The sequence below is a fragment of the Pseudochrobactrum sp. Wa41.01b-1 genome, from assembly GCF_019464455.1.
Classification (GTDB): Bacteria; Pseudomonadota; Alphaproteobacteria; order Rhizobiales; family Rhizobiaceae; genus Pseudochrobactrum; species Pseudochrobactrum saccharolyticum.
Window position 1 is genome coordinate 1,360,784 of the sequence record NZ_CP080493.1, and the last position, 22,118, is coordinate 1,382,901.

General features: G+C 53.2%; 18 protein-coding genes. 15 read left to right on the forward strand and 3 right to left on the reverse strand.

Annotated elements, in window-relative coordinates:
- The first annotated feature begins 2 nt into the window (after positions 1-2).
- From K1X45_RS06395 to K1X45_RS06430, 8 genes are all read left to right on the forward strand, one after another.
- Positions 3-1,388: a nitrous oxide reductase family maturation protein NosD gene (locus tag K1X45_RS06395; RefSeq protein ID WP_220160148.1), complete on the forward strand. Its 1,386-nt coding sequence runs from the start codon at positions 3-5 to the stop codon at positions 1,386-1,388.
- Positions 1,385-2,305 carry an ABC transporter ATP-binding protein gene (locus K1X45_RS06400; RefSeq protein WP_075656994.1) on the forward strand — a complete coding sequence of 307 codons (921 nt, stop codon included), beginning with the start codon at positions 1,385-1,387 and terminating at the stop codon, positions 2,303-2,305. The genes K1X45_RS06395 and K1X45_RS06400 overlap by 4 nt, the downstream gene beginning before the upstream one ends.
- Entirely contained in the window at positions 2,302-3,132 is an 831-nt protein-coding gene (locus K1X45_RS06405) for an ABC transporter permease subunit (RefSeq protein WP_151160065.1), read from the forward strand. The genes K1X45_RS06400 and K1X45_RS06405 overlap by 4 nt, the downstream gene beginning before the upstream one ends.
- A complete protein-coding gene (locus K1X45_RS06410; RefSeq protein WP_220160149.1) occupies positions 3,129-3,665 on the forward strand; it encodes a nitrous oxide reductase accessory protein NosL in 537 nt (178 codons plus the stop codon). Before K1X45_RS06405 ends, K1X45_RS06410 begins: the two co-directional genes overlap by 4 nt.
- Before the next feature lie 28 nt (positions 3,666-3,693).
- Positions 3,694-4,704: an FAD:protein FMN transferase gene (locus tag K1X45_RS06415; protein WP_220160150.1), complete on the forward strand. Its 1,011-nt coding sequence runs from the start codon at positions 3,694-3,696 to the stop codon at positions 4,702-4,704.
- Between the two features lie 119 nt (positions 4,705-4,823).
- Positions 4,824-5,519, forward strand: a complete 696-nt coding sequence (locus tag K1X45_RS06420) for a Crp/Fnr family transcriptional regulator (protein ID WP_220160151.1) — start codon at positions 4,824-4,826, stop codon at positions 5,517-5,519.
- Between the two features lie 120 nt (positions 5,520-5,639).
- A complete protein-coding gene (locus K1X45_RS06425; protein ID WP_220160152.1) occupies positions 5,640-6,086 on the forward strand; it encodes a pseudoazurin in 447 nt (148 codons plus the stop codon).
- 136 nt (positions 6,087-6,222) lie between these two features.
- Positions 6,223-7,383, forward strand: a complete 1,161-nt coding sequence (locus K1X45_RS06430) for an NnrS family protein (protein WP_220160406.1) — start codon at positions 6,223-6,225, stop codon at positions 7,381-7,383.
- Positions 7,384-7,390: 7 nt separating this feature from the next.
- Here K1X45_RS06430 and K1X45_RS06435 read toward each other — a convergent pair whose 3' ends face one another.
- From K1X45_RS06435 to K1X45_RS06445, 3 genes are all read right to left on the reverse strand, one after another.
- Entirely contained in the window at positions 7,391-7,915 is a 525-nt protein-coding gene (locus K1X45_RS06435; protein ID WP_220160153.1) for a DUF2249 domain-containing protein, read from the reverse strand.
- A gap of 269 nt (positions 7,916-8,184) precedes the next feature.
- Complete coding sequence (locus K1X45_RS06440) at positions 8,185-8,907, reverse strand: L,D-transpeptidase (RefSeq protein ID WP_213598800.1); 723 nt, start codon at positions 8,905-8,907, stop codon at positions 8,185-8,187.
- A 302-nt stretch (positions 8,908-9,209) separates the two neighbouring features.
- Positions 9,210-12,839 carry a hydantoinase B/oxoprolinase family protein gene (locus tag K1X45_RS06445; protein ID WP_220160154.1) on the reverse strand — a complete coding sequence of 1,210 codons (3,630 nt, stop codon included), beginning with the start codon at positions 12,837-12,839 and terminating at the stop codon, positions 9,210-9,212.
- A gap of 124 nt (positions 12,840-12,963) precedes the next feature.
- On the opposite strand from K1X45_RS06445, the gene K1X45_RS06450 reads away from it, so the two are divergent.
- The 7 genes from K1X45_RS06450 (at position 12,964) to fmdA (ending at position 22,110) form a co-directional block, all read left to right on the forward strand.
- On the forward strand, positions 12,964-13,560 hold the full coding sequence (locus K1X45_RS06450) for a winged helix DNA-binding protein (RefSeq protein ID WP_022712558.1): 597 nt from the start codon (positions 12,964-12,966) through the stop codon (positions 13,558-13,560).
- 11 nt (positions 13,561-13,571) lie between these two features.
- Positions 13,572-15,422 (forward strand): ABC transporter ATP-binding protein, encoded by a 1,851-nt coding sequence (locus K1X45_RS06455; protein ID WP_255560783.1) that lies wholly within the window; start codon positions 13,572-13,574, stop codon positions 15,420-15,422.
- Between the two features lie 44 nt (positions 15,423-15,466).
- Positions 15,467-16,999 carry an ABC transporter substrate-binding protein gene (locus tag K1X45_RS06460; RefSeq protein WP_220160156.1) on the forward strand — a complete coding sequence of 511 codons (1,533 nt, stop codon included), beginning with the start codon at positions 15,467-15,469 and terminating at the stop codon, positions 16,997-16,999.
- 68 nt (positions 17,000-17,067) lie between these two features.
- Entirely contained in the window at positions 17,068-17,991 is a 924-nt protein-coding gene (locus K1X45_RS06465; RefSeq protein ID WP_075657004.1) for an ABC transporter permease, read from the forward strand.
- Between the two features lie 3 nt (positions 17,992-17,994).
- Entirely contained in the window at positions 17,995-18,852 is an 858-nt protein-coding gene (locus K1X45_RS06470; protein ID WP_022712554.1) for an ABC transporter permease, read from the forward strand.
- Positions 18,849-20,594 carry a M14 family metallopeptidase gene (locus tag K1X45_RS06475; RefSeq protein ID WP_220160157.1) on the forward strand — a complete coding sequence of 582 codons (1,746 nt, stop codon included), beginning with the start codon at positions 18,849-18,851 and terminating at the stop codon, positions 20,592-20,594. The genes K1X45_RS06470 and K1X45_RS06475 overlap by 4 nt, the downstream gene beginning before the upstream one ends.
- A 280-nt stretch (positions 20,595-20,874) precedes the next feature.
- On the forward strand, positions 20,875-22,110 hold the full coding sequence (gene fmdA / locus K1X45_RS06480) for a formamidase (protein ID WP_220160158.1): 1,236 nt from the start codon (positions 20,875-20,877) through the stop codon (positions 22,108-22,110).
- The last annotated feature ends 8 nt before the right edge of the window (positions 22,111-22,118 follow it).

Consider the following 22,118-nt stretch of genomic DNA (forward strand, 5'->3'; position numbering starts at 1 on the left):
CAATGAAGCACTATGCTTTGGCCACGGCTTTGTGTTTTTCCGGCCTGCTGCCCACACTGATTTCTCCGGCACTGGCCGGAGAAATCACCGTATCTGCCGGACAAAATCTGCAGACCGTCCTTGATCAGGCACCGGCGGGGGAAACGATCCGCCTGCTCAAAGGACGGCATGACGGGTCAGTCGTCATTGACAAGACAGTCATGCTGGAGGGGGAAGCCGGAGCCGTGCTTTACGGCTCCGGCACGGGCAATACGATTACCGTCAATGCACCGGAAACCATCATTCGCGGATTGGAAATCCGTGGTTCCGGCGACAATCTCTTTGATCTCAATTCCGGTATTTTCATCGCCAAAACCGCTACCGGCGCACGGGCGGAGAATAACCGGCTGATTGATAATCTCTATGGTATCTATCTGCATGGTGCCAAGGATTCCGTGGCCGAAGGCAATGAGATTATTGGCAAGCGCGGTGTGCGTATGGCGCAAACCGGCAGCGGTGTTTCCATCTGGAATGCACCGGGTGCCAAAGTGCTGAATAATATCATCCGCTATGGCCGTGACGGCATTTATACCAATGCCAGCCGCAAAAACATCTTCCGTGGCAATCTCATGGAAAATGTGCGCTTTGCCGTCCATTACATGTACACAAATGACAGCGAAGTCAGCGATAATATCTCGCGCAATAATTCTGTCGGCTTTGCCATTATGTATACCAGCCGGCTCAAAATTACCGGCAATCTTTCGGAGGGTGACCGCGATCACGGGTTGCTGCTAAACTATGCCAACAGTTCCGTCATCACCGGCAATCGGGTGATCGGCAAAATGCAATCCTCTGACCGCTGGATGGATGCCGGTGTGCAAAGCGCCGAGCACGGCATGCCAGCACCGGAAACTGACCCGTCTGCAGAGACTGGCAACCTGCGGCTGGGGCCTGAGAAATGCGTTTTCATCTACAACGCCAATAAAAACAAATTCACCGGCAATCAGTTTGAAAATTGCAGTATCGGCATTCATTTCACTGCTGGTTCCGAAGGCAATGTGATGAGCGGCAATGCCTTCATCAACAACCGCAATCAGGTCAAATATGTCGGCACCCGTAATCTCGACTGGTCGGCCAAAGGGCGCGGCAATTTCTGGAGCGACAATCCCGCCTTTGATCTCAATGGCGACGGCATCGCCGACAGCCCCTACCGGCCGAATGATCTGATCGACAAAGTGCTGTGGACAGCACCACAGGCCAAAATTCTTATCAACAGTCCGGCGATCCAGACAATCCGCTGGGCGCAGACGCAATTTCCCGCATTGATGCCGGGTGGTGTCATTGACAGCTATCCGCTGATGAAACCGCCTGCGATGCCGGTCAAATCCGGAGGCGAAAATAAATCATGACTGAAACCGTAAAGCTTGCCGGTGTTACCAAAACCTATGGCACATTCAATGCCATCAGCGATGCGTCCTATGTGCTGAATGCCGGTGAGAATATTGCCCTTGTCGGCCATAATGGTGCAGGCAAAACCACGATGATTAAGCTGATGCTGGGATTGATCCGCCCGACACATGGCAAAGTGCTGGTGCTGGGTGAAGACCCTGCAGCAGGACAATTCGCGGCACGGCGCAAGCTTGGCTATCTGCCCGAGCATGTCTCTTTCAATATGGCGCTGACCGGACGGGAGACGCTGTCTTTCTATGCCAAGCTCAAATCCGTTCCCGTGAAGGAAACCGCAGCATTGCTCGATCATGTCGGCCTGTCCCATGCGGCAGACCGGCGTGTCGGCACGTATTCCAAAGGCATGCGCCAGCGGCTGGGTCTGGCGCAGGCACTGCTCGGCAAACCCGCCGTGCTGCTGCTGGATGAACCGACAACCGGCCTTGATCCTGCCCTGCGCAAAAACTTTTACGATTTGCTGGAGGTTATGCGTGCGGAAGGCACCACCATACTGATGTCCTCCCATGCGCTCACCGAACTGGAAAACCGTGTCGGACGGGTGATTATTGCCAATCGCGGCAAGGTCATTGCTGACGGTTCACTGGATGATTTGCGCCATATTGCACGTCTGCCGGTGCGTATCCGCGTCAGCTTAGCTGAAGGTGAAACTGCACCCCACAGCACCGGACAATCCCTGCGGATAGGCTGGCGGAAAACCGGCTTTGCAAGTTTTGAGGCGGATGTTTCCGCAGAAGATAAAATGCAGGTTCTGAACTCCGTTATCGCTCAAAACCATAACATCACGGACATTGATGTCATGGCACCGACACTGGATGAGCTTTACGCCCATTTCCTCACAGTTAAAGAGGCCGCAGAATGAAAAATCTCATTCATATTGCCGGTAAGGAAATTCAGGAAGGGTTGCGCAACCGCTGGGTGCTGGCAACCACTCTGCTGCTGGCTGCACTGGCACTCAGCATGAGCTTTCTCGGCAATGCACCGACCGGCAGCACAATCGGTTCCAACCGGCTGGATGTGGTGATCGTCAGTCTCTCCAGCCTCACCATTTTTCTCATCCCGCTGATTGCGCTGCTGATCTCTCATGATGCTGTTGTCGGCGAGATGGAACGCGGCACCATGCTATTGCTGCTGAGTTACCCGATCGGGCGCAAACAGGTCATTCTTGGCAAGTTTCTCGGACAGCTCACTATTCTCGCTTTCGCGACCCTGTTCGGCTATGGCAGCACCGCCATAGTGCTTGCGCTGACAGGCGGCGGCATTGATGCGGCAAGCTGGCTGGCTTTACTGTCACTGATCGGCAGCTCTGTCCTGCTCGGCGCGGTATTCATCGCCATCGGCTTTTTCGCCAGCACAATCGTCCGTGAGCGCAGCACTGCTGCGGGCATTGCCATCGGCATCTGGCTGCTCTTTGTACTGATCTATGACATGGCGCTGCTTGGCCTACTGGTTTTTGATCAGGGGCAGATGATCGGCACTGCTTTGCTCAATATTTTGCTGCTTATCAACCCGACAGATGCCTATCGCTTGCTCAATTTCGGCACAGGCGGTGCCGGTGCCCTCACCGGCATGGGTGGCGTTGCTGGCACCACAACGCTGAGCGCAGGTGTCCTCACTCTGGCGCTGGGACTATGGACTGCCATTCCGCTCGGCCTTTCCATACTCATCTTTTCAAGGAAAGAACTATGAGACTGATCTCCCTTTTCATCCCCGTCATTGCCGCTCTTACCCTGTCCGCCTGTTCGCCTGAAAAACAGACCGAGGCACCGGCGCCGTTTGCACTGACTGAAGCGGCTATGGGGCGCTATTGCGGCATGAATGTTCTGGAACACAGCGGCCCGAAAGGTCAGATCATTCTTCATCCGGCAAGTGAAGCCATCTGGTTCTCCTCTGCCCGTGATACGCTGGCTTTTACCATGTTGCCGGAAGAGCCGAAAAATATCGCGGCAATCTATGTCTCCGATATGGCCAAGGCCCCAAGCTGGGAGCAACCGGGCGCACAAAACTGGGTTGATGCGAAAAAGGCTTTTTTCGTCATCAACAGCAATGCTACCGGCGGCATGGGGGCTAAAGAAACCGTGCCCTTCTCTACCCGTGAAGCGGCAGAGCAATTTGCCAAAGATAAAGGCGGCGACATCGTTACCTTTGCCGACATTCCGCAGGACTATGTTCTCGGCACCTCAGACGCGCCAACTGAAGCACCAATGAGCACACATCACTAATCTCATGAATATTTGCACGGAGGCTGCCATGACAAGCCGTATCAATCGCAGACGTTTTATCGGTATCAGCTGTGCTGCTGCGGGTCTGAGCCTCCTGCCGTTTCATGCCGGTGCATCTGCACATAATAATGCAGTGATCTGGCAGGGCTTTGCCCTTGGCGCACCGGCAAAAATCATTCTGCATCATCCCGATAAGAGGGCCGCAGAAGCCCTCCTCCGGCAGGTTCGTGCGGAAATCGCACGTCTGGAAGGTATTTTCAGCCTTTACCGGCCAGACTCTGAACTTGCCTCGCTCAACCGCTCCGGTGCTCTGGCGATGCCATCGCCGGAGCTGGTTGAGTTGCTGGAAAAATGCCGTGGTTTTTGGGAGAAAAGCGGCGGTCTGTTTGACCCGACCATTCAGCCGCTTTGGGCATGTCTTGCGCGGCATTTCTCCGCAGAACATGCCGCCGCCTCCGGCCCCTCCGCACAGGAATTGCAGCAGGCGCAGTCTTTAACCGGCTTTGATGCCGTGCGCTTCAGTAAAGACCGGATTGTTTTTGACCGCCCGCATATGGCCATGACCCTCAATGGTGTGGCACAAGGCTATATAACTGATCTGATTACGCAATTGCTGGCAGACCACGGCGTTACCAATACGCTGGTGAATCTGGGTGAATATCGTAGTCTGGATAATCAGCCCGATGGTACGCCCTGGCAGATCGGTATTGCCGATCTTGAAACCGACCCGCAGCCCGATGCGATGCTGCAACTCTCCGGCAATGCACTGGCCACATCCGGCGGTGCCGGTTTCCGGTTTGATCCGGACGGACATTTCAACCATCTGCTCAATCCGAAAGCCGCGAATAATCGTGAACTGTCCTCATCCCGCTATCAGCGCCTGACAGTTATCGCGCCTGACGCAACCTCTGCCGATGCATGGGCAACAGCCTTCAGCCTGATGGAGCAGGCAGAAATCCGTGCAATCCTGCAAAATATGTCCGCAACTTCTGTCTATGTAAAAACTGAAAAAGATGGTTTTCACCGGTTAAAAGTCTGAAAATGATAGCAATATATTGAATTGCGCCACGCATCACAAAGCTTTACTACTCATCCCACATTGATGAACACAGGGTCGGTCACGGCGACGGCTCTATAGCGTATCATGACTGCAAAGGGATGAGTATGATTGACCGGACGCTTGTCAGCGCATTGCCGATCTTTGCAGGCATGGAAGAAAGCGCTCTGGACAAACTGCTCTCCAATGCGGTTCAGCGCCCTGTTGCCAAAGGCGCTAAAGTCTTCGAGCAAGGTCAAAAAGCAACCTCATTCTATCTGCTCCTGCAAGGCAGGCTGAAAGTGATGCAGGTTACCGCCGGTGGCCAGCAGCTCATCGTCCGCGTGGTTCATCCCGGTGATTTATTCGGATTTGCTCTGGCAATCGGGCGCACAGAATATCCGGGCACACCGATTGCTGTCGCCGACAGTATTGTGCTCGCATGGCCGATGAACATGATGAACAGCTTTCTGGAGCGCAATCCGACGCTGGCGATTAATGCCATGCAGATGATCGGCCAACGGCTGGATCAGGCGCACAATCGCATCCGTGAAATGTCCACGCAGGAAGTGGAGCGTCGTATTGCTCATACGGTTATCCGGCTGGCGCAGGAAGCGGGCATTCATGAAGGCGCCGATATCCGCATTGATTTCCCGATCTCGCGGCAGGATATTGCCGAAATGACCGGCACCACATTGCATACGGTTTCCCGCATACTCAGCAACTGGGAAACCAGAGGACTGGTCAAAGGCGGACGGCAATTGCTTCTGGTTTCCAATCTGTCTGGCCTTAAAAGACTGGCCGAGCACGAAGACTAAAATACTTCACCATTTTTGTCCGGTTTTTCAGCCTCTTTGCGCCCCGACAAAGAGGTGTGTTTCAATCTGTCTTAAGAAACGGGCAGCCGCTGAAGCGGTTACCTTTTTTCGGAGACTGACATGAAACTTACCGCAACAAAACTGGCTCTGACAGCAGGCGTTTTCGCCCTCTTCACCCTGCCGTCTCTGGCTGCCGATATTGAAGTACACATGCTCAATAAAGGCGCAGAAGGCGCGATGGTCTTTGAACCAGCCTATATCAAGGCCAATCCCGGCGACAACATCATCTTCATCCCGACGGATAAAGGTCACAATGTCGAGTCGGTCAAAGATATGATCCCTGAAGGCGCTGAAAAGTTCAAAAGCAAAATCAATGAGAACTACACGCTGACTGTCCAGCGGGACGGCGCTTATCTGGTTAAATGCACACCGCATTATTCTATGGGCATGGTCGCGCTGATCGTTGTCGGTGACAATCCGGCTAATCTCGATGCCATTGTCGCTGCGAAGAAGCCAAAGCCGGTGCAGCAGCGCCTCGAAAAAGCAATTGCCAGCGCACAAAAATAACAGCCCTGCCTGATGCAGGTTTGCATACCGGCCCGCATGTTGAGATGAGGACACCGCTGTGAACGCCCCTGATACCGCTGACCATCTGAAAAACGAAAACACCAAAACCAGAAAACCGGTGCCGCGCGGGTTAAAAATGACCGGCCCTGTGCTTTTCAGCTATGGTTTCAGACCGTTTTTCCTCGGTGCCGGTATCTGGGCTGTGCTTGCCATGCTGTTATGGATTTTATCCCTCACACTCGGCATGCCGCTGGGCGGTTCTTATGATGCACTCAACTGGCATGCCCATGAAATGCTGTTCGGTTTCGGCTCTGCGGTTCTGGCAGGTTTTCTGCTGACCGCTGTGCCGAACTGGACCGGCAGCCTGCCGGTCTCCGGCACACCACTGATCATTCTTGCCGGTTTCTGGCTGGCGGGACGTCTGGCCTTTCTCTATCCGGATCTCATCCATTTCTATGCGGCAATCGCATTGGAAAGCCTGTTTCTGCCATTGTTGCTGGTCATTTGCGCAAGAGAAATCATTGCCGGCAAACAATGGAAAAATCTGAAAGTGCTGATCGGTGTCACACTTCTCACCATCGCCAATCTGATCTTCCATTATACCGTGATAACCGATGGTGATATTGCTTTTGCCAGCCGTATCGCTGTCAGTGCCTATGTGCTGCTGATTATGATTATCGGCGGCCGTATCGTGCCGAGCTTCACCCGCAACTGGCTCAACCGCAATCAGAAAACACGTTTTCCTGTGCCGTTTAACCGTTACGATGCGCTTTGCATCATCACAGGCGCATTAACGCTTCTAAGCTGGATAGTTACACCGGAAACACCGGTCACACTCGTGCTCGCCAGTCTGGCTGCGATCTTGCATATTGCGAGACTGGCACGCTGGCGCGGCTGGGAAACCGCACCGGAAAAGCTCCTGCTCATCCTGCATATTGCCTATGCTTTCATTCCCGCAGGTTTTATCGCTATCGCTTTGTCTGCAGCTGATATGCTCAATGCCTATTCAACATTGCATATTCTGACTGTCGGCGCTGTCGCAACCATGATGCTGGCGGTGATGGGGCGTGCCACACGCGGACACACCGGCAATGTGCTCAGCGCATCTCCGCTCACCATTCTGTCCTATGTCTGTCTGATTGCCTCAGCGCTCATCAGACCATTTGCGGAAATTATCCTGAATTATTTCCATACAATTCTGGCAGTATCAGCACTGTTATGGATCGCGGCTTTCGCTCTGTATGTCATCGAATATGCACCGATGCTGCTGCAGGATCGCCGCCAGCGGGCAGAATAAAAACAAATCAATGAGCACCGGAGCGGATCATCATCCGGTATGCTTCGCCGCTAACATCAAAATTTCCAACCCATTGATGACCTGCATTTTCCAGCTCCGGCAGCAAAAAATGCGGCTCGGCGGAGAACAGCGCGAAGATAACCGCGCCCTCTTCAATTCTGCCAAGCAGGCGCAGAATTTCTTCCGTAACAGTTTTCTGATCCGGCAATGAATAATCCAGATAATGCATCGGATCCGGCCAGATTTCCGGCACCACGGTTCGGGCAGACAGGCTGACCGGTTTTATCTCTTCTGCGGTTTCTTCTGAAATTGCCGGCGAGAAAATGACCTCCCAGTCACCGCCGGTAATTTCACGGGCAGCGCAGGAAAAACCTTTCCGCTCCATGACCTGAAACAACGGCACCGGACGGAAAGTTGCAAGCAGTCTGAGGGATTGCCCTTCCTGCAAACCGGAAACAGTCTGCATAATCAGCGGAAACGGCTCACCGCCCTCACGCAGCACCGGCCGTACATCCAGCTCAACTATTTGCATGTAAATCCCCCGTCATAGACAGAATCTTGATTCCGGTGCGTTTTCAGGAGGTCAGTTTAAACCGGAAGTCTTCAGAGAATAAACAAACCATGCGTGAATAATAATCATGGTTTCAGGACAGGATTTTGTTCTGTCGCAAATTGCTCGAAATAAGAACTAGCTTTTAAAAATTACGCTAAAATACACAGTGAGGTAAGCACGGGCATATCGGTGACCACGCGTAAAAGCGTGTGGTTTACACTCATTAAGAGCGTAAACCACAAAGCTGATTAACCGGCGGCCATCACTGAATGCGCCTGTCCGGTTTTGTTCAGGTCCGGAATAACGACGATATCACTGCCGTCACGAACATTATCATACAGATGCATCACATCCTGATTGACCATGCGGATACAACCGGAAGAAACGGATTTACCGATGGTCCAATATTCAGGCGAGCCGTGAATACGGTAGATCGTGTCGCGTCCGTCTTTATGGATATAATGGGCACGGGAACCGAGAGGATTTTGCAAACCCGGCCCCATGCCGCCATTGGCGATGCTGTAAGGTTCAAGCGCCGGATTACGGGCTACCATTTCATCCGGTGGTGTCCAGCGCGGCCACTTACGCTTATAGGCAATTTTCGCACGGCCGGACCATGCATAACCGTCTTTACCGACGCCGATACCGTAGCGGGTTGCACGGCCACCGGATTTAATGTGGTAGAGATATTTATTCGGGGTATCGACGATAACCGTGCCCGGCTTTTCATCCGTGATATAGTCAACTTCCGTACGCCAGAATTTTTCCGGAATTTTCGACACATCGACTTCAGGAATCTGATAGCCTTCATCCCACACTGCATAATACATTGGCGGAGTGACAGGCTTGATTTTATTGGCTGCAAGATCAGCCGAAGGGCGCTTGGTTTCACCGGTAGAAACGCAACCCGTCAAAGCAAGAGCACTGGCTCCAAGCAAGAAATGACGACGGGAGAATGCAAATTCAGACATTTATAGCTCAATCTTCATTGGAATTGATCCCGAACTATCATGTCTGTCCTTAAGTCAGGCTTAAGAACAGTCACGGGATCTTTCACTTCATTCATTTATCTTTTCTGATTTACTGAACGCGGGAGGCTGCGTTTTTCATTCAGCAAGTCTGAAACCTGAGAACCCACATCTATGACAACAACATGGTAAAAACAGAATTAACGTATGAAATAATAAGTTTTCTGGATGACCTGTGGCATTTATAACAAAGCCCTCTGCGTTTCAGGCAAAGGGCTTTGTTCATTTCGCACTTATGTCAAAGTTCAGTTCTTGCCGTAGCCGCCACCGGTCGGTGTGATGATGGTGAAAGCCTCACCGGCTTTCAGAACTACCTGATCGCAGCCTTTCAGCACTTCGACAGCACCGTCCTGACGGCGGACTTCATTGCGTCCCAGCTGGCCGTCCTCACCGCCTTCCAGACCAAACGGCCGTACGCGGCGATGGCCGGAGAGAATCGCAAATTCCAGTTCTTCCAGAGCACGGATGGTACGGTGTGTACCATTACCCGCTGTCCACTTGCCGCGACCGCCGGAATTTTCACGGATATGGAAATCTTCCAGCATCACAGGGAAACGGGTTTCCAGAATTTCCGGATCGGTCAGGCGTGAATTGGTCATATGGGTATGCACAGCATCGGCACCATTGAAACCAGGCCCTGCCGGCGCACCGGAGCAGATGGTTTCGTAATACTGATATTCATTATTACCGAAGGTCAGATTGTTCATCGTACCCTGTGCCGCAGCCATGGCCTTGGTCGCACCGAACAGACAGTTGGTCACAGCCTGACTGACTTCCACATTGCCCGCCACAACAGCGGCCGGATAATGCGGTGACAGCATCGAGCCTTCCGGCACGATGATTTTGATCGGGCGCAGACAACCGGCATTCATCGGAATATCGCCATCCACCAGCACGCGGAAGACGTAAAGCACGGCGGCACGGGTAACCGGCTGCGGGGCATTGAAATTGTCCGGACGCTGTTCAGACGTACCGGTGAAATCAACCGTCGCTTCACGCTTCACACGGTCAATCGTTACCTTCACTTCAATCTTGCTACCCTGATCAAGCTCATAGGTGAACTGACCATCCGGCAATTGATCCAGTACACGGCGCACGCTTTCCGCTGCATTATCCTGCACATGCCCCATATAGGCTTTCACAACATCCTCACCGAAATGCACAATCATCTTGCGCAGTTCTGCGACGCCTTTTTCATTGGCGGCAATCTGCGCTTTCAAATCGTTGACGTTCTGCGTGAGGTTACGCACCGGATATTTGGCACCGTTGAGTAGATTACCCAGTGCCTCTTCACGGAACTGCCCCTGATCGACCAGTTTGAAATTGTCGATATAGACACCTTCCTGCTCAATATTCACCGCCAGCGGTGACATCGAACCCGGTGCAATACCACCGATATCAGCATGGTGACCACGGCTGGCAACCCAGAAGCGGATTTCTGTCTGTTCATCATCGAAGACCGGCGTACACACGGTCAGATCCGGCAAATGCGTACCGCCATTATAAGGCGCATTAATCAGGAAAACATCGCCCGGTTTGATCACCGGATTTTCACGGATAGCTGTGGCAACAGAGGCATCCATCGAGCCGAGATGCACCGGCATATGCGGCGCATTGGCAACCAGATTGCCTGTCGCATCAAAGACCGCGCAGGAGAAATCGAGGCGCTCTTTAATATTCACTGAATAAGCGGTGTTCTGCAGCGTCACGCCCATCTGTTCCGCAATTGACATGAACAGATTGTTGAAAATCTCCAGCATGACCGGATCAGCTTCTGTGCCGATTGCCACGCGTTTCGGCAGCGCTTTAATGCGGGTTAGTACCACATGATCATGCTCGGTCAGGCGTGCCTGCCAGCCATCTTCAATGATGATGGTCTGGTTCTTCTCAATAATAATTGCAGGACCGGTTACGGTCTGGCCACGCTGCATGGTTTCACGCACCACAACAGCTGCATCATGGAACGCACCTTGTGAATAGAAGCGTGTCTGACGGTCAGCCTGCGCTTCAGATGCTTCACCAATATTGCCTGCTGCCTCGCCCTCACCGGCTCCACCGCCGACGGTTTCGAGTTCAACAGCATCAATGACCAGCGCTTTATTTTCCGCAATGAAACCAAAACGACGCTTATGCGCTGCTTCAAATTCAGCACGCAGGCGCTGAGCCGCATCAACAGCCGGATAAGTTGCCTCAACGGAAAGCACAGTATCGGTGCCCGCATAACGGATATGTGCACGCAGATGCTTGGTAATAACCTGCTCTTCCACGCCCTGTGCGGTGAGTTCAGCCACACACTCAGTGGCCAGTTCTGCACCAAGTCGCTGCAATTCTGCTGGCGCATCCGCATCAAGATCAACACCCAGCGCCTTCTGGCGCGTCGCGCGGATATCCGCCAAGCCCATACCATAGGCAGACAACAGACCGGACATCGGATGCAGCAGAATATTCTTCATGCCCAGAGCATCGGCCACCAGACAGGCGTGCTGACCACCGGCACCGCCAAAGCAGCTGAGTGCATAACGGGTCACATCATAACCGCGCTGTACGGAGATTTTCTTGATCGCTTCAACCATATTGGCAACGGCAATACGGATGAAACCGTCTGCCACGCTTTCCGGTGAGCGGTCATCGCCGATTTCATCAGCCATCTGCGTAAACAGCGCACGAACACGTTCCACATCCAGTGGCTGATTCTGCTTTGGTCCGAAAATCGAAGGGAAATAATCCGGAATCAGTTTGCCAAGCATCACATTGGCATCGGTGACAGCCAAGGGACCGCCATTGCGGTAACAGGCAGGCCCCGGATTGGCACCGGCAGAATCAGGACCAACGCGGAAACGACCAGCGTCAAAATGCAGGATGGAACCGCCGCCCGCAGCAACCGTGTGGATCAGCATCATCGGCGCGCGAACGCGCACACCAGCCACTTCGGTTTCAAAAGCGCGCTCATATTCGCCGTCGAAATGCGCCACATCCGTTGATGTACCGCCCATATCAAAGCCGATAACCTGACCAAAACCAGCGGTTTCACCGGTACGTGCCAGACCGACAACCCCACCTGCAGGGCCGGAGAGAATCGCGTCTTTCCCTTGAAACATATCAGCAGCCGTCAGACCACCGGAGGACATCATAAACATCACGCGCGCACCGGTGCGCTCTACGTCCAGCTCGCGGGAAACCTGCGCCACATAACGGCGCAAAACCGGCGACAGATAGGCATCAACAACGGTGGTATCACCACGGCCAACCAGCTTGATCAGCGGCGAAACTTCATGGCTGACGGAGACCTGCTCAATGCCGATCTCACGGGCGATTTTGGCCACAGCGGCTTCGTGAGCAGGGAATTTATAGGCATGCATGAAGACGATAGCGACGGCATTATAGCCCTCAGCTTTCAGAGCACGCAGCGCAGTTTCTGCCTGAGCCAGATCAAGCGGCAATTCAGTGCTGCCATCGGCCAGCACACGCTCATCAATCTCAACAACGCGGTCATAAAGCGCTTCCGGCTTGATGATTTCCGTCGCAAAAATATTCTTGCGTTCCTGATAGCCAATACGCAGCGCATCACGGAAACCTTTGGTGGTCACCAGCGCCAGCTTTTCACCCTTGCGCTCAAGCAGTGCATTGGTGGCAACGGTTGTGCCCATGCGCACTTCACCGATTGCACCGGTTGGCACCGGCTTACCGGTTTTCAACCCCAGATGCAGGCGGATACCCTGAACGGCAGCATCTTTATAGGCAGAAGGATTCTCTGACAGCACTTTGCGGGCGTGGAGCACGCCCTGCGGGTCACGACCGATAACATCCGTAAATGTGCCGCCACGATCAATCCAGAAGTCCCAAGCCCCTGAAATCTCTTGTGTCGCTGCGCTCATTATCGGCTCCCTCACAAAATTATGCCGTTACGCTGAATGTTTATTGGAAAACATAGTTTCATTTTATTGACAAAATGTCGATAAGATGGTGACATAAAATACACAGGATTGGGAGACTGGCAATATGAGCAGGAAAAAATCGCCGCCACCGGCGGATCATAATGACGAGTCATTTATGGCCGAGGTCAGCCTGCCTAAGCATTTGCGCCCTGTCCCTTCCATCGGCCCTATTGTCTCTTCCGCACATCTGGCAGAAGGCGGCTCCACCGCTTTATCCGAAGTGGAATATGGTTTGATTCTCGCGTCCCATGCATTCTCCCGCTGGATGGTACGTTGCATGGCTGCTGCAGGTTTGCCCGGCCTTTCCCCGATTGAAATTCTGATCCTGCATTCGATCCGCCATCGCGGTCGTGAAAAGAAGCTGGCTGATATTTGTCTGGTTCTGGATATTGAAGACACGCATATTGCGACTTACGCTCTACGCAAGCTGGAAAATGCCGGCTTGCTGACCACCGGCAAGGCCGCAAAAGAAAAGACCGTCCGTATTACCGATAAAGGTGCTGAAGCCTGTGCGCGCTATGCGCAAATCCGTGAGCGTCTGCTCGTGGATTCCACTGCCAATGCCCGCCCTTCGGAAGAAACCCTGTCGGAAGTGGCGGCTCTGCTGCGCTTTATGTCGGGTGCATTTAATCAGGCAGCCCGTTCTGCCATTACACTATAAGGATGACCGGAGTGAACGACGCACAGCTTCGCCAAACAGCTGAAACCCAGCCTCTGCTGGAAGTCAAAGATCTCTCGGTAGAGTTCGGCACCGCCCGCGTGGTGGACGGATTGAGCTTTTCCGTTCGTTCCGGCCGCACAACGGCGATTGTCGGCGAGTCAGGTTCCGGTAAATCCATTACCTCTCTGTCAGTGATGCGTCTGGCAGATATGCTGGGTGCAAAATTCCCTGAGGGCAAAATCCTGTTTACCGGCTCACAGGGACAGATGAACCTGCTCGAAGCCGAACAGAAAACCATGCGCGGCATTCGCGGCAAAGAAATTGCCATGATTTTTCAAGAGCCGATGACCTCGCTCAATCCGGTTTTCACCATTGGTGACCAGATTGCCGAAGTGCTGATGCTTCATGAAAAAATGAGTAAGAAAGCCGCCTTGAAAGAAGGCCAGCGCCTGCTGGAAATGGTGCGTCTGCCGGATGCGCAGGGCATGCTCAGCCGTTTCCCGCATCAGCTTTCCGGCGGTATGCGCCAGCGCGTGATGATTGCAATGGCACTGGCCTGTCGTCCTAAACTGCTGATTGCCGACGAGCCGACCACAGCGCTCGACGTAACCATTCAGGCGCAAATTCTGCATATTATCCGCGACCTCCAGAAAGAGCTGGAGATGGCCGTGATCTTCATCACCCATGATATGGGCGTTGTCGCGGAAATGGCCGATGATGTGGTGGTGATGTGGAAGGGTAAAAAGGTTGAGGAAGGCGCGGTCAGCGATATTTTCGCCAATCCGCAGCATCCTTATACCAAAGTGCTGCTGTCAGCCGTGCCGAAACTCGGCAGCATGGCCGGTGAAGATTTCCCGAAACGCATGCCGGTCACAATTCTGGAAGATAATAAGCCGGTTCTGGTCGGTGAAACCCGTATTCAGGACACAGCCCGTCTCGATGAAGCACCGCTTTTGTCGGTGCGTGATCTGTCCGTGCGCTTTAATATCAAGAAGAACCTGTTCGGCCGCACCACCCATGTGTGCAATGCGGTATCGCAGGTCAGTTTTGACATTCATCCGGGCGAAACACTGGCACTGGTTGGCGAATCCGGCTCCGGCAAATCCACCATCGGCCGCACAATTCAACAATTGCAGAACCCGCTTTCCGGCGACATGCGCTTTAACGGCAAAGCCTTCTCAGAAATGAGTTCGGCAGAGCGTTTCCGCATGCGTCAGGAAGTGCAGTATATTTTTCAGGATCCGTTTGCCTCGCTTGACCCGCGCAAGACCATCCGCTTCTCGATTGCCGAGCCGATCCGCACCCACGGCCTTATCCTTGATGAAGCTGCAATCACCAAGCGCGTTGACGAATTACTGGAACGCGTGGGTCTGAGTTCAGCCGTTGCCGGACGCTATCCGCATGAGTTTTCCGGCGGCCAGCGCCAGCGTGTTTGTATCGCCCGCGCGCTTGCTTCCAATCCGAAGCTGATTATCGCCGATGAAGCCCTGTCCGCGCTAGACGTTTCCATTCAGGCACAGATCATCAATCTGTTTATGGACCTGCAGAAAGAACATGGCCTCGCTTATCTCTTCATCAGCCACGATATGGCTGTGGTTGAGAAAATGAGCCACCGCGTGGCCGTGCTTTATCTCGGTCAGATCATGGAATTAGGCTCGCGCCGTCAGGTGTTTGAAACACCGTCCCATGATTATACACGCCGCCTGCTCTCTGCCGTTCCTGTCGCCGATCCGCTGGCGCGTACCAACCGCGCAATGCTGGAAGGCGAAATTCCGAGCACAACACGCCGGATCGAGGACAAGCCGCAGATCTGGCAGCATGAAGAAATCGCCAAAGGGCATTTCATTGCCCGCAGCGCATAAAATCTAACATCTGTTTCATTGTTTACAAAAGGGGAGTCGAGATTATGAAGCTTAAAGCATTATTCACAGCACTGACTGTCGGCACAGCATTATCTGCTGTTGCCCTGTCATCCGCACCGGCATTCGCAGCCGGTAAAATGACTGTATCCTCACCGCAGGATCCGGGCAGCTGGGACCCGATTGACACATTTCTGGTCAACTGGGCATCTGTTGCCACCAATATTTATGACGGTCTGGTCTATCGCGGCCCTGATCTGAAAATCGTACCGGCGCTCGCAACCTCGTGGGAAGAGCTGGACGAAGGCAAGCGTATCCGCTTCAACCTGCGTGAGAATGTAAAATTCCACAATGGCGAGCCTTTCAATGCGGAAGCTGTCAAATTCACCTTTGAGCGTCTGCTCGGTGATGAAGGTGCCAAAGGCCCGCAGCGCTCGAACTATGTTGCGATTGAAAAAATCGAAGTCATCGACGACAAAACTGTCGATTTCCACCTGAAAGCGACCGATCCGGTTCTGATGACCAAGCTCGCCGGTTACGGCGCGATGATCGTGCCACCAAAATACATTCAGGAAAAAGGCGATGATTTCTTCAATGCCAATCCTGTCGGCACCGGCCCGTTCAAAGTCACCAGCTACAAGCCAAAAGTCGGCATCCAGATGGAAGCTTTTGCTGACCATTGGGGCGGCGCACCAAAGCTTTCAGAGCTGGAATACCGCTTCATCACCGAGCCTTCGACAGCCGTTGCTGAATTGCAGGCAGGCCGCGTTGATCTGGTGATCCCGCCGACAATTCCAATCGGTATGATCCCGACCATTGAAGCTGATCCTAATCTGGCGATCGTCACCACTGCCGGTCCGACCGTTTATTCGCTGCGTTACAATACCCGCGACGGTATTACCGCCGATGAGCGCGTACGTAAGGCGCTGATCCTCGGTGTTGACCGCGATACCATTATCAAGTCCATTCTTGGTGGTCAGGCTGAACCGATTGCCAGCCTTCAGGGTGCGCTTTCCTTCGGTTATGATGCCGAAATGAAGCCACTGCCATACGATCCGGAAGGCGCGAAGAAACTTCTGGCAGAAGCCGGTGTTAAACCGGGTGCAGCCGTGCAGATCGACATTCGCGGTAATGACGCAACTTTCAACGAAGTTGTGCAGGCTGTTTCCAGCTATCTGCAGATCATCGGCATCAATGCGACCATCAAGCCATATGAAACCAACGTATTGCTGAATGACATCATCCCGCAGGGTAAAACCGGCGCGATGTTCCAGCAATCATGGGGCGGCTGGACATTCGATTACGATAACACCGCTTATTCCATGTATCACGCCGGTGAAAAGTGGAACCCGTATGACAATGATGCGAAAATGAATGAGCTGCTGGAATCCCAGCGCGCCATTACCGATCGTGCCAAGCGTGAAGAAATCCTCAAGGAAATCGCGAAATACGCCGCCGACCGCGCATTGGAAATGCCGCTTTACAATCTCAAAGCGATTTACGGCATCAACAAGCGCGTGAAAGATTTCGTACCGGCACCGGACAGCCGTCTGCGCCTCACCGAAGTCAGCGTTGACTAATACAGCATCAACCGCGCCGGTTCTTTCATCGGCGCGGTAATTCCTTGATCTTATAAAGGATAAGAATTTTGGCCGGATTTCTGATCAAACGAATTTTACAGGCGATCTTTGTCGTCATTGTCGTGACTTTGACCGTCGCTTTCGCAATCCGTATGACCGGTGATCCGGCGCTGATGCTCACCCAAGGTGCAGGCAGCGTAACCGAGGCCGATCTGGAGCGCATCCGTGAAGGTCTGGGTCTGAACCAGCCTTTCATCGTGCAATATATGAATTTCATCAAAGGCCTGTTCACGCTGGATTTCGGGCGCAGCTTCCTTGGCGGCACTCCGGTTTCCCTGCTGATTAAAGATGCCCTGCCTGCCACTTTGCTGCTGGCTTTTGCATCCATGGCCGTATCCATCATTATTTCGATCCCGCTCGGTATTAAAGCAGCGGTATCACGCGGCAAATGGGCAGATCAGCTGATCCGCATCCTGTCGCTTGTCGGTCTGTCTTTCCCTAACTTCTGGCTCGCAACCATGCTGGTGCTGCTGTTTGCCGTTGGTCTGCAATGGCTGCCGCCAAGCGGTATGGATGGTTTTGCCAGCTTTATCATGCCTGCTGTGACAATGGGGATTATCCTCACCGCCACCAATGTGCGTCTGGTGCGCACATCGATGCTTGAGACCTTGCAGTCCCAATATATTATGGTGGCACGCGCCAAGGGCCTGAGCGAAAACAAAGTGCTGTACAAACATGCACTGCGCAATTGCGCCATTCCGCTGATTACCTATTTCGGACTGCAATTCGGCGGGTTGCTCGGCGGTATTGTGGTGGTTGAGCGCGTGTTCAACTGGCCCGGCATGGGCACACTGGCTTTCGATGCGGTTTCCGGTCGTGATTATCCGGTTCTGCAGGCAAGCATCACCGTGCTGTCGCTCATGATTATCGGTGTCAATCTTCTGGTCGATATTGCCTATGGTCTTGTCGATCCGCGTATCCGGACGGAGTAGAAAATGGCCGCGAAAACTTCCTCTTCCCTGCTGTTCTCCCGCCTGTTCAGCCTTGAATTTATCCTCGGTGTCGGCCTGACAGCCATTATCTGTCTTGCCGTGCTGTTCTCCGGCCTGTTGTTTCCCGGCGGTGCGGACAAGATCGATCTGATGGCGCGTCTTACGCCGCCATTCACCAATATGTCCCATATTTTCGGCACCGATCCGCTCGGCCGCGATGTGCTGGCACGCGTAGTCACCGGCGGTAAAATCTCGCTGCTGGTCGGCTTTGTCTCAGTTGCCGGTGCCGTGGTTGTCGGCGTTATCATGGGTCTGATTGCCGGTTACTATCGCGGTTTCTGGGATATGGTGGTGATGCGCTTTGCCGATGTGCAGCTCGCATTGCCATTCATCCTGCTGGCCATTACCTTTATCGCCATTGTCGGTGGCGGCCTGATGAACACCATCATCCTGCTGATCGTTTCCCAATGGGTGCAATATGCCCGTCTGGTGCGCGGTTCGGTACTGGCACTGCGTGAGCGTGAGTTCATCCTCTCCGCACGTGCAATCGGCGTGAAAGACTGGCGCATTATTTTCCAGCATCTGCTGCCGAACCTGCTTGGTCCGGTGATCGTGCTGATGACGCTGAATGTTGCCAATAATATTCTGCTGGAATCCAGCCTGACGTTCTTGGGGCTTGGTGTTGATCCGACCATTCCGAGCTGGGGCGGTATGCTAGCCGATGGCCGTACTTACTTGCAAACCGCATGGTGGGTCAGTGTTTTCCCAGGCTTGGCAATTTTGCTGACAGTGCTTGGTCTTAATCTTCTGGGCGACTGGCTGCGTGACAGCCTTGATCCGACAGGGAGAACATCACGATGAGCATGATCTTTGAAAAAAGCTTTGAGCGCAGCCTCGATGCACTTGTTGCCCGCTTTTCCGATGCGTCAATGAAAGGCGCAACGGTTGAGGCATGGCTGTTCGGTGATCTGCAAAGCCGCAAAGCTGCGGAAGCAAAATTGCAGGCACTTGGTGTTAAAGCCAAGCTGCACAGTGCCTATAAGCCGCTAGTGCATTTCTTTCTTGAAGATGTGGACTGCAGCAATCTCAAGCACATCAGCATCGCCTATCCTGCCCATGAGGCCTGCGCACCAAACCGCTTTTTGCTGGAAACCTATCCGCTGAGCAAACTTGTTGGCGATGCAGAGGTGGATTTCAAGCCATCAGGCAAACAGGATTTCACCTATCAGGTTACACTGACAGATAAAAACGGCACCGTTACGCAGCACGCGGTTTTCGCACCAAACCGCATCCATCAGGATGCGGTTGGCGAAACCTTATTGTCGCCGACCGGCTGGCTGAAAGTCACGCATCAAGGCACAACCACATCCGAGCGCTTTGAGACAGATTTTGAACAGCTGTTCCATGCCGGTATTGCTGCTGCGGCCAATCATGCATGGGGCGATACAGAGCCTTATTTTGAAGAGCTGAATATTGCTGTCTCGCTACCAATCACAGATCAGAAGCTAACTCACGCGGAAGAAGCAATCAGCCTGACAGAAGCACTGCACGAAGATTTTTACTTTGCACTACTGGAAGTATTTCAGAAAAAATCCGGCCGCCCGCTCGGCGACCGTGGTTTGCAGCCAGGACAGATTGTACCGGAAATCATCTATGCAGATGCTGCACCTTCAATCCGCATCACTGCCCGCGCTTTATCGACCAAAGACAGCACCGGCGAAAGCCAGACGCTTGCCATCGCACAGGCACCGCTGTTTGCAGCGCAGATCGCACAGGAACTGGAACATATCGGCGGTGAGGCTTTTGAGGCCAAATCCCGTTCCGGCCGCAGCGTTCTTGGCCGCTATATCAAAGGCACTGATGAGCCGATGATTATCAGCGGCGGTCAGCATGCCAATGAAACCACCGGCGTGGTCGGTGCCTTGCGTGCAGCCCACGAGCTGAAATCCCGTAAAGGCGCGCATTTCACCATTTCGCCGCAGGAAAATCCTGACGGCTATGAACTGCATCGTCGCCTTTGCGCTGATAATCCGAAACATATGCACCATGCAGCGCGTTACACCGCAATGGGCGATGATCTCGAATATCGGAGCGGCGAGAAACTCTGGGAAAAGGCCATCCGCACACAGGCCGAAGCGCTGACCGGTGCCAAGCTTCACGTGAATCTGCATGGCTATCCGTCCCATGAATGGACGCGCCCGCTTTCCGGTTATATTCCGCGTGGCTTTGGCATGTGGACACTGCCGAAGGGCTTTTTCCTCATCGTCCGCCATCACTCTGACTGGGCGCAGCAATCCGAAGAGCTGGTTGACCATGTCACCCGCCATCTCTCAGCCATTGATGGTCTGGTGGAATACAATAATGCGCAGATCGCCTTGTTTGAAAAACATGCAGGCGAAACCGGCTTCCGTATCATCAACGGCTTCCCTTGCCTGATCGGTGTTGATGATCGTCATACGGTACCGCTGACGCTGATCACCGAATATCCGGACGAAACCATTTACGGCGAAGATTTCATTCGCGGCCATACGGCGCAAATGGAAACGGTGCTCTCAGCCTATGAGGCACTGCAAAAATTATCCGCCAAATGGTACATTGCATGAATAAAAATCCCGCCACTTCAACAAAAGCGGCGGGATTTTTTTAATTTATTATACCAACAGGTAAAAATGCCTCATGGCACCCCGCTTTACTTCACCCTGCTGACAAAATAGGCTTTCCTTGCTTCTGATATTTCAGCATCGGCCATCAAACCAATATCTGAATAAAACCAGAGACATATAAATAATAATCCGGCCTTTTGCTTTCCTTATCAGATGCACAAGACAATCGCAGTTCCGGCTCAAAACAGTCCGGAAATGGTGTGTGTAAAGAGGAGAGACCATGCCTGAGACTCTGATTTCCGTTGATCTTTCACAGTCCGCTTATGACAATGAGAACCTGCATAATCGCTGGCATCCGGATATTCCGATCAATGTCTGGGTTGATCCCGGTGATGACTTTCTTGTCGAGACTGTCGACTGGACCGGCGGTGCGATCAAGAACAATGATTCCGCGGAAGATATCCGCGATGTCGATCTGACAACGGTGCATTTTCTCTCCGGCCCGATCGGTATCAAAGGTGCCAAACCCGGCGATCTTCTCGTGGTCGATATTCTCGATGCCGGAACACTCAAGGGGCATGAATGGGGCTTTAACGGCTTCTTCTCCAAGACCAATGGCGGTGGTTTCCTGACCGACCATTTCCCGAGCGCCCAGAAATCCATCTGGCATTATGAGGGCATGTTTACCCGCTCCCGCCACGTTCCGGGCGTCAGCTTTGCCGGTATGATCCATCCGGGTCTGATCGGTACGCTGCCTGACCGTAAAATGCTGGAAATGTGGAACACCCGTGAGCTTGGTCTGATCGCTCAAGAGCCAAACCGCGTCCCGCCACTGGCGAATCCGCCACACGCCCGCACAGCTCATCTTGGCTCGATCAAGAAGGGTGAAACCTTCGACAAGATCGCAGCAGAAGGCGCACGCACTGTTCCGCCACGCGAACATGGCGGCAATTGCGATATTAAAGACCTGTCGCGCGGTTCAAAAATCTATTTCCCTGTCTATGTTGACGGTGCCGGTCTCTCTATGGGCGACCTCCACTTCAGTCAGGGCGACGGCGAAATCACCTTCTGCGGTGCCATCGAAATGGCCGGCGGCTGGCTGCATATCAAAGTCGATTTGATCAAAGACGGTATGGCAAAATACGGCATTCGCAATCCGGTCTTCAAACCATCGCCGATGGTGCCGAATTATAAAGACTATCTGATCTTTCAGGGTATTTCTGTCGATGAACAGGGTCATCAGCATTATCTCGATGCCAATGTCGCTTATCGTCAGGCTTGCCTCAATGCCATCGAATATCTGAAGAAATTTGGCTATTCCGGTGCGCAGGCCTATTCGATTCTAGGGTCGGCTCCGGTGCAGGGACATTTCTCCGGCGTGGTGGATATTCCGAACTCCTGTGCAACCCTGTGGCTGCCAACCGAAATCTTCGATTTCGATATCAGCCCGTCGGCAGCAGGACCGAAGAAGTTCCTCGACGGCTCCGTTGATATGCCGATTGCCTATGATCTTTGAGGTGAAAC

What these genes read in the sequence shown, in the direction of transcription:
- K1X45_RS06395 (WP_220160148.1), top strand. Translation starts at nt 3, where the DNA reads ATGAAGCACTATGCTTTGGCCACGGCTTTGTGTTTTTCCGGCCTGCTG.
- K1X45_RS06400 (WP_075656994.1), top strand. Translation starts at nt 1,385, where the DNA reads ATGACTGAAACCGTAAAGCTTGCCGGTGTTACCAAAACCTATGGCACA.
- K1X45_RS06405 (WP_151160065.1), top strand. Translation starts at nt 2,302, where the DNA reads ATGAAAAATCTCATTCATATTGCCGGTAAGGAAATTCAGGAAGGGTTG.
- K1X45_RS06410 (WP_220160149.1), top strand. Translation starts at nt 3,129, where the DNA reads ATGAGACTGATCTCCCTTTTCATCCCCGTCATTGCCGCTCTTACCCTG.
- K1X45_RS06415 (WP_220160150.1), top strand. Translation starts at nt 3,694, where the DNA reads ATGACAAGCCGTATCAATCGCAGACGTTTTATCGGTATCAGCTGTGCT.
- K1X45_RS06420 (WP_220160151.1), top strand. Translation starts at nt 4,824, where the DNA reads ATGAGTATGATTGACCGGACGCTTGTCAGCGCATTGCCGATCTTTGCA.
- K1X45_RS06425 (WP_220160152.1), top strand. Translation starts at nt 5,640, where the DNA reads ATGAAACTTACCGCAACAAAACTGGCTCTGACAGCAGGCGTTTTCGCC.
- K1X45_RS06430 (WP_220160406.1), top strand. Translation starts at nt 6,223, where the DNA reads ATGACCGGCCCTGTGCTTTTCAGCTATGGTTTCAGACCGTTTTTCCTC.
- K1X45_RS06435 (WP_220160153.1), bottom strand. Translation starts at nt 7,915, where the DNA reads ATGCAAATAGTTGAGCTGGATGTACGGCCGGTGCTGCGTGAGGGCGGT.
- K1X45_RS06440 (WP_213598800.1), bottom strand. Translation starts at nt 8,907, where the DNA reads ATGTCTGAATTTGCATTCTCCCGTCGTCATTTCTTGCTTGGAGCCAGT.
- K1X45_RS06445 (WP_220160154.1), bottom strand. Translation starts at nt 12,839, where the DNA reads ATGAGCGCAGCGACACAAGAGATTTCAGGGGCTTGGGACTTCTGGATT.
- K1X45_RS06450 (WP_022712558.1), top strand. Translation starts at nt 12,964, where the DNA reads ATGAGCAGGAAAAAATCGCCGCCACCGGCGGATCATAATGACGAGTCA.
- K1X45_RS06460 (WP_220160156.1), top strand. Translation starts at nt 15,467, where the DNA reads ATGAAGCTTAAAGCATTATTCACAGCACTGACTGTCGGCACAGCATTA.
- K1X45_RS06470 (WP_022712554.1), top strand. Translation starts at nt 17,995, where the DNA reads ATGGCCGCGAAAACTTCCTCTTCCCTGCTGTTCTCCCGCCTGTTCAGC.
- K1X45_RS06475 (WP_220160157.1), top strand. Translation starts at nt 18,849, where the DNA reads ATGAGCATGATCTTTGAAAAAAGCTTTGAGCGCAGCCTCGATGCACTT.
- fmdA (WP_220160158.1), top strand. Translation starts at nt 20,875, where the DNA reads ATGCCTGAGACTCTGATTTCCGTTGATCTTTCACAGTCCGCTTATGAC.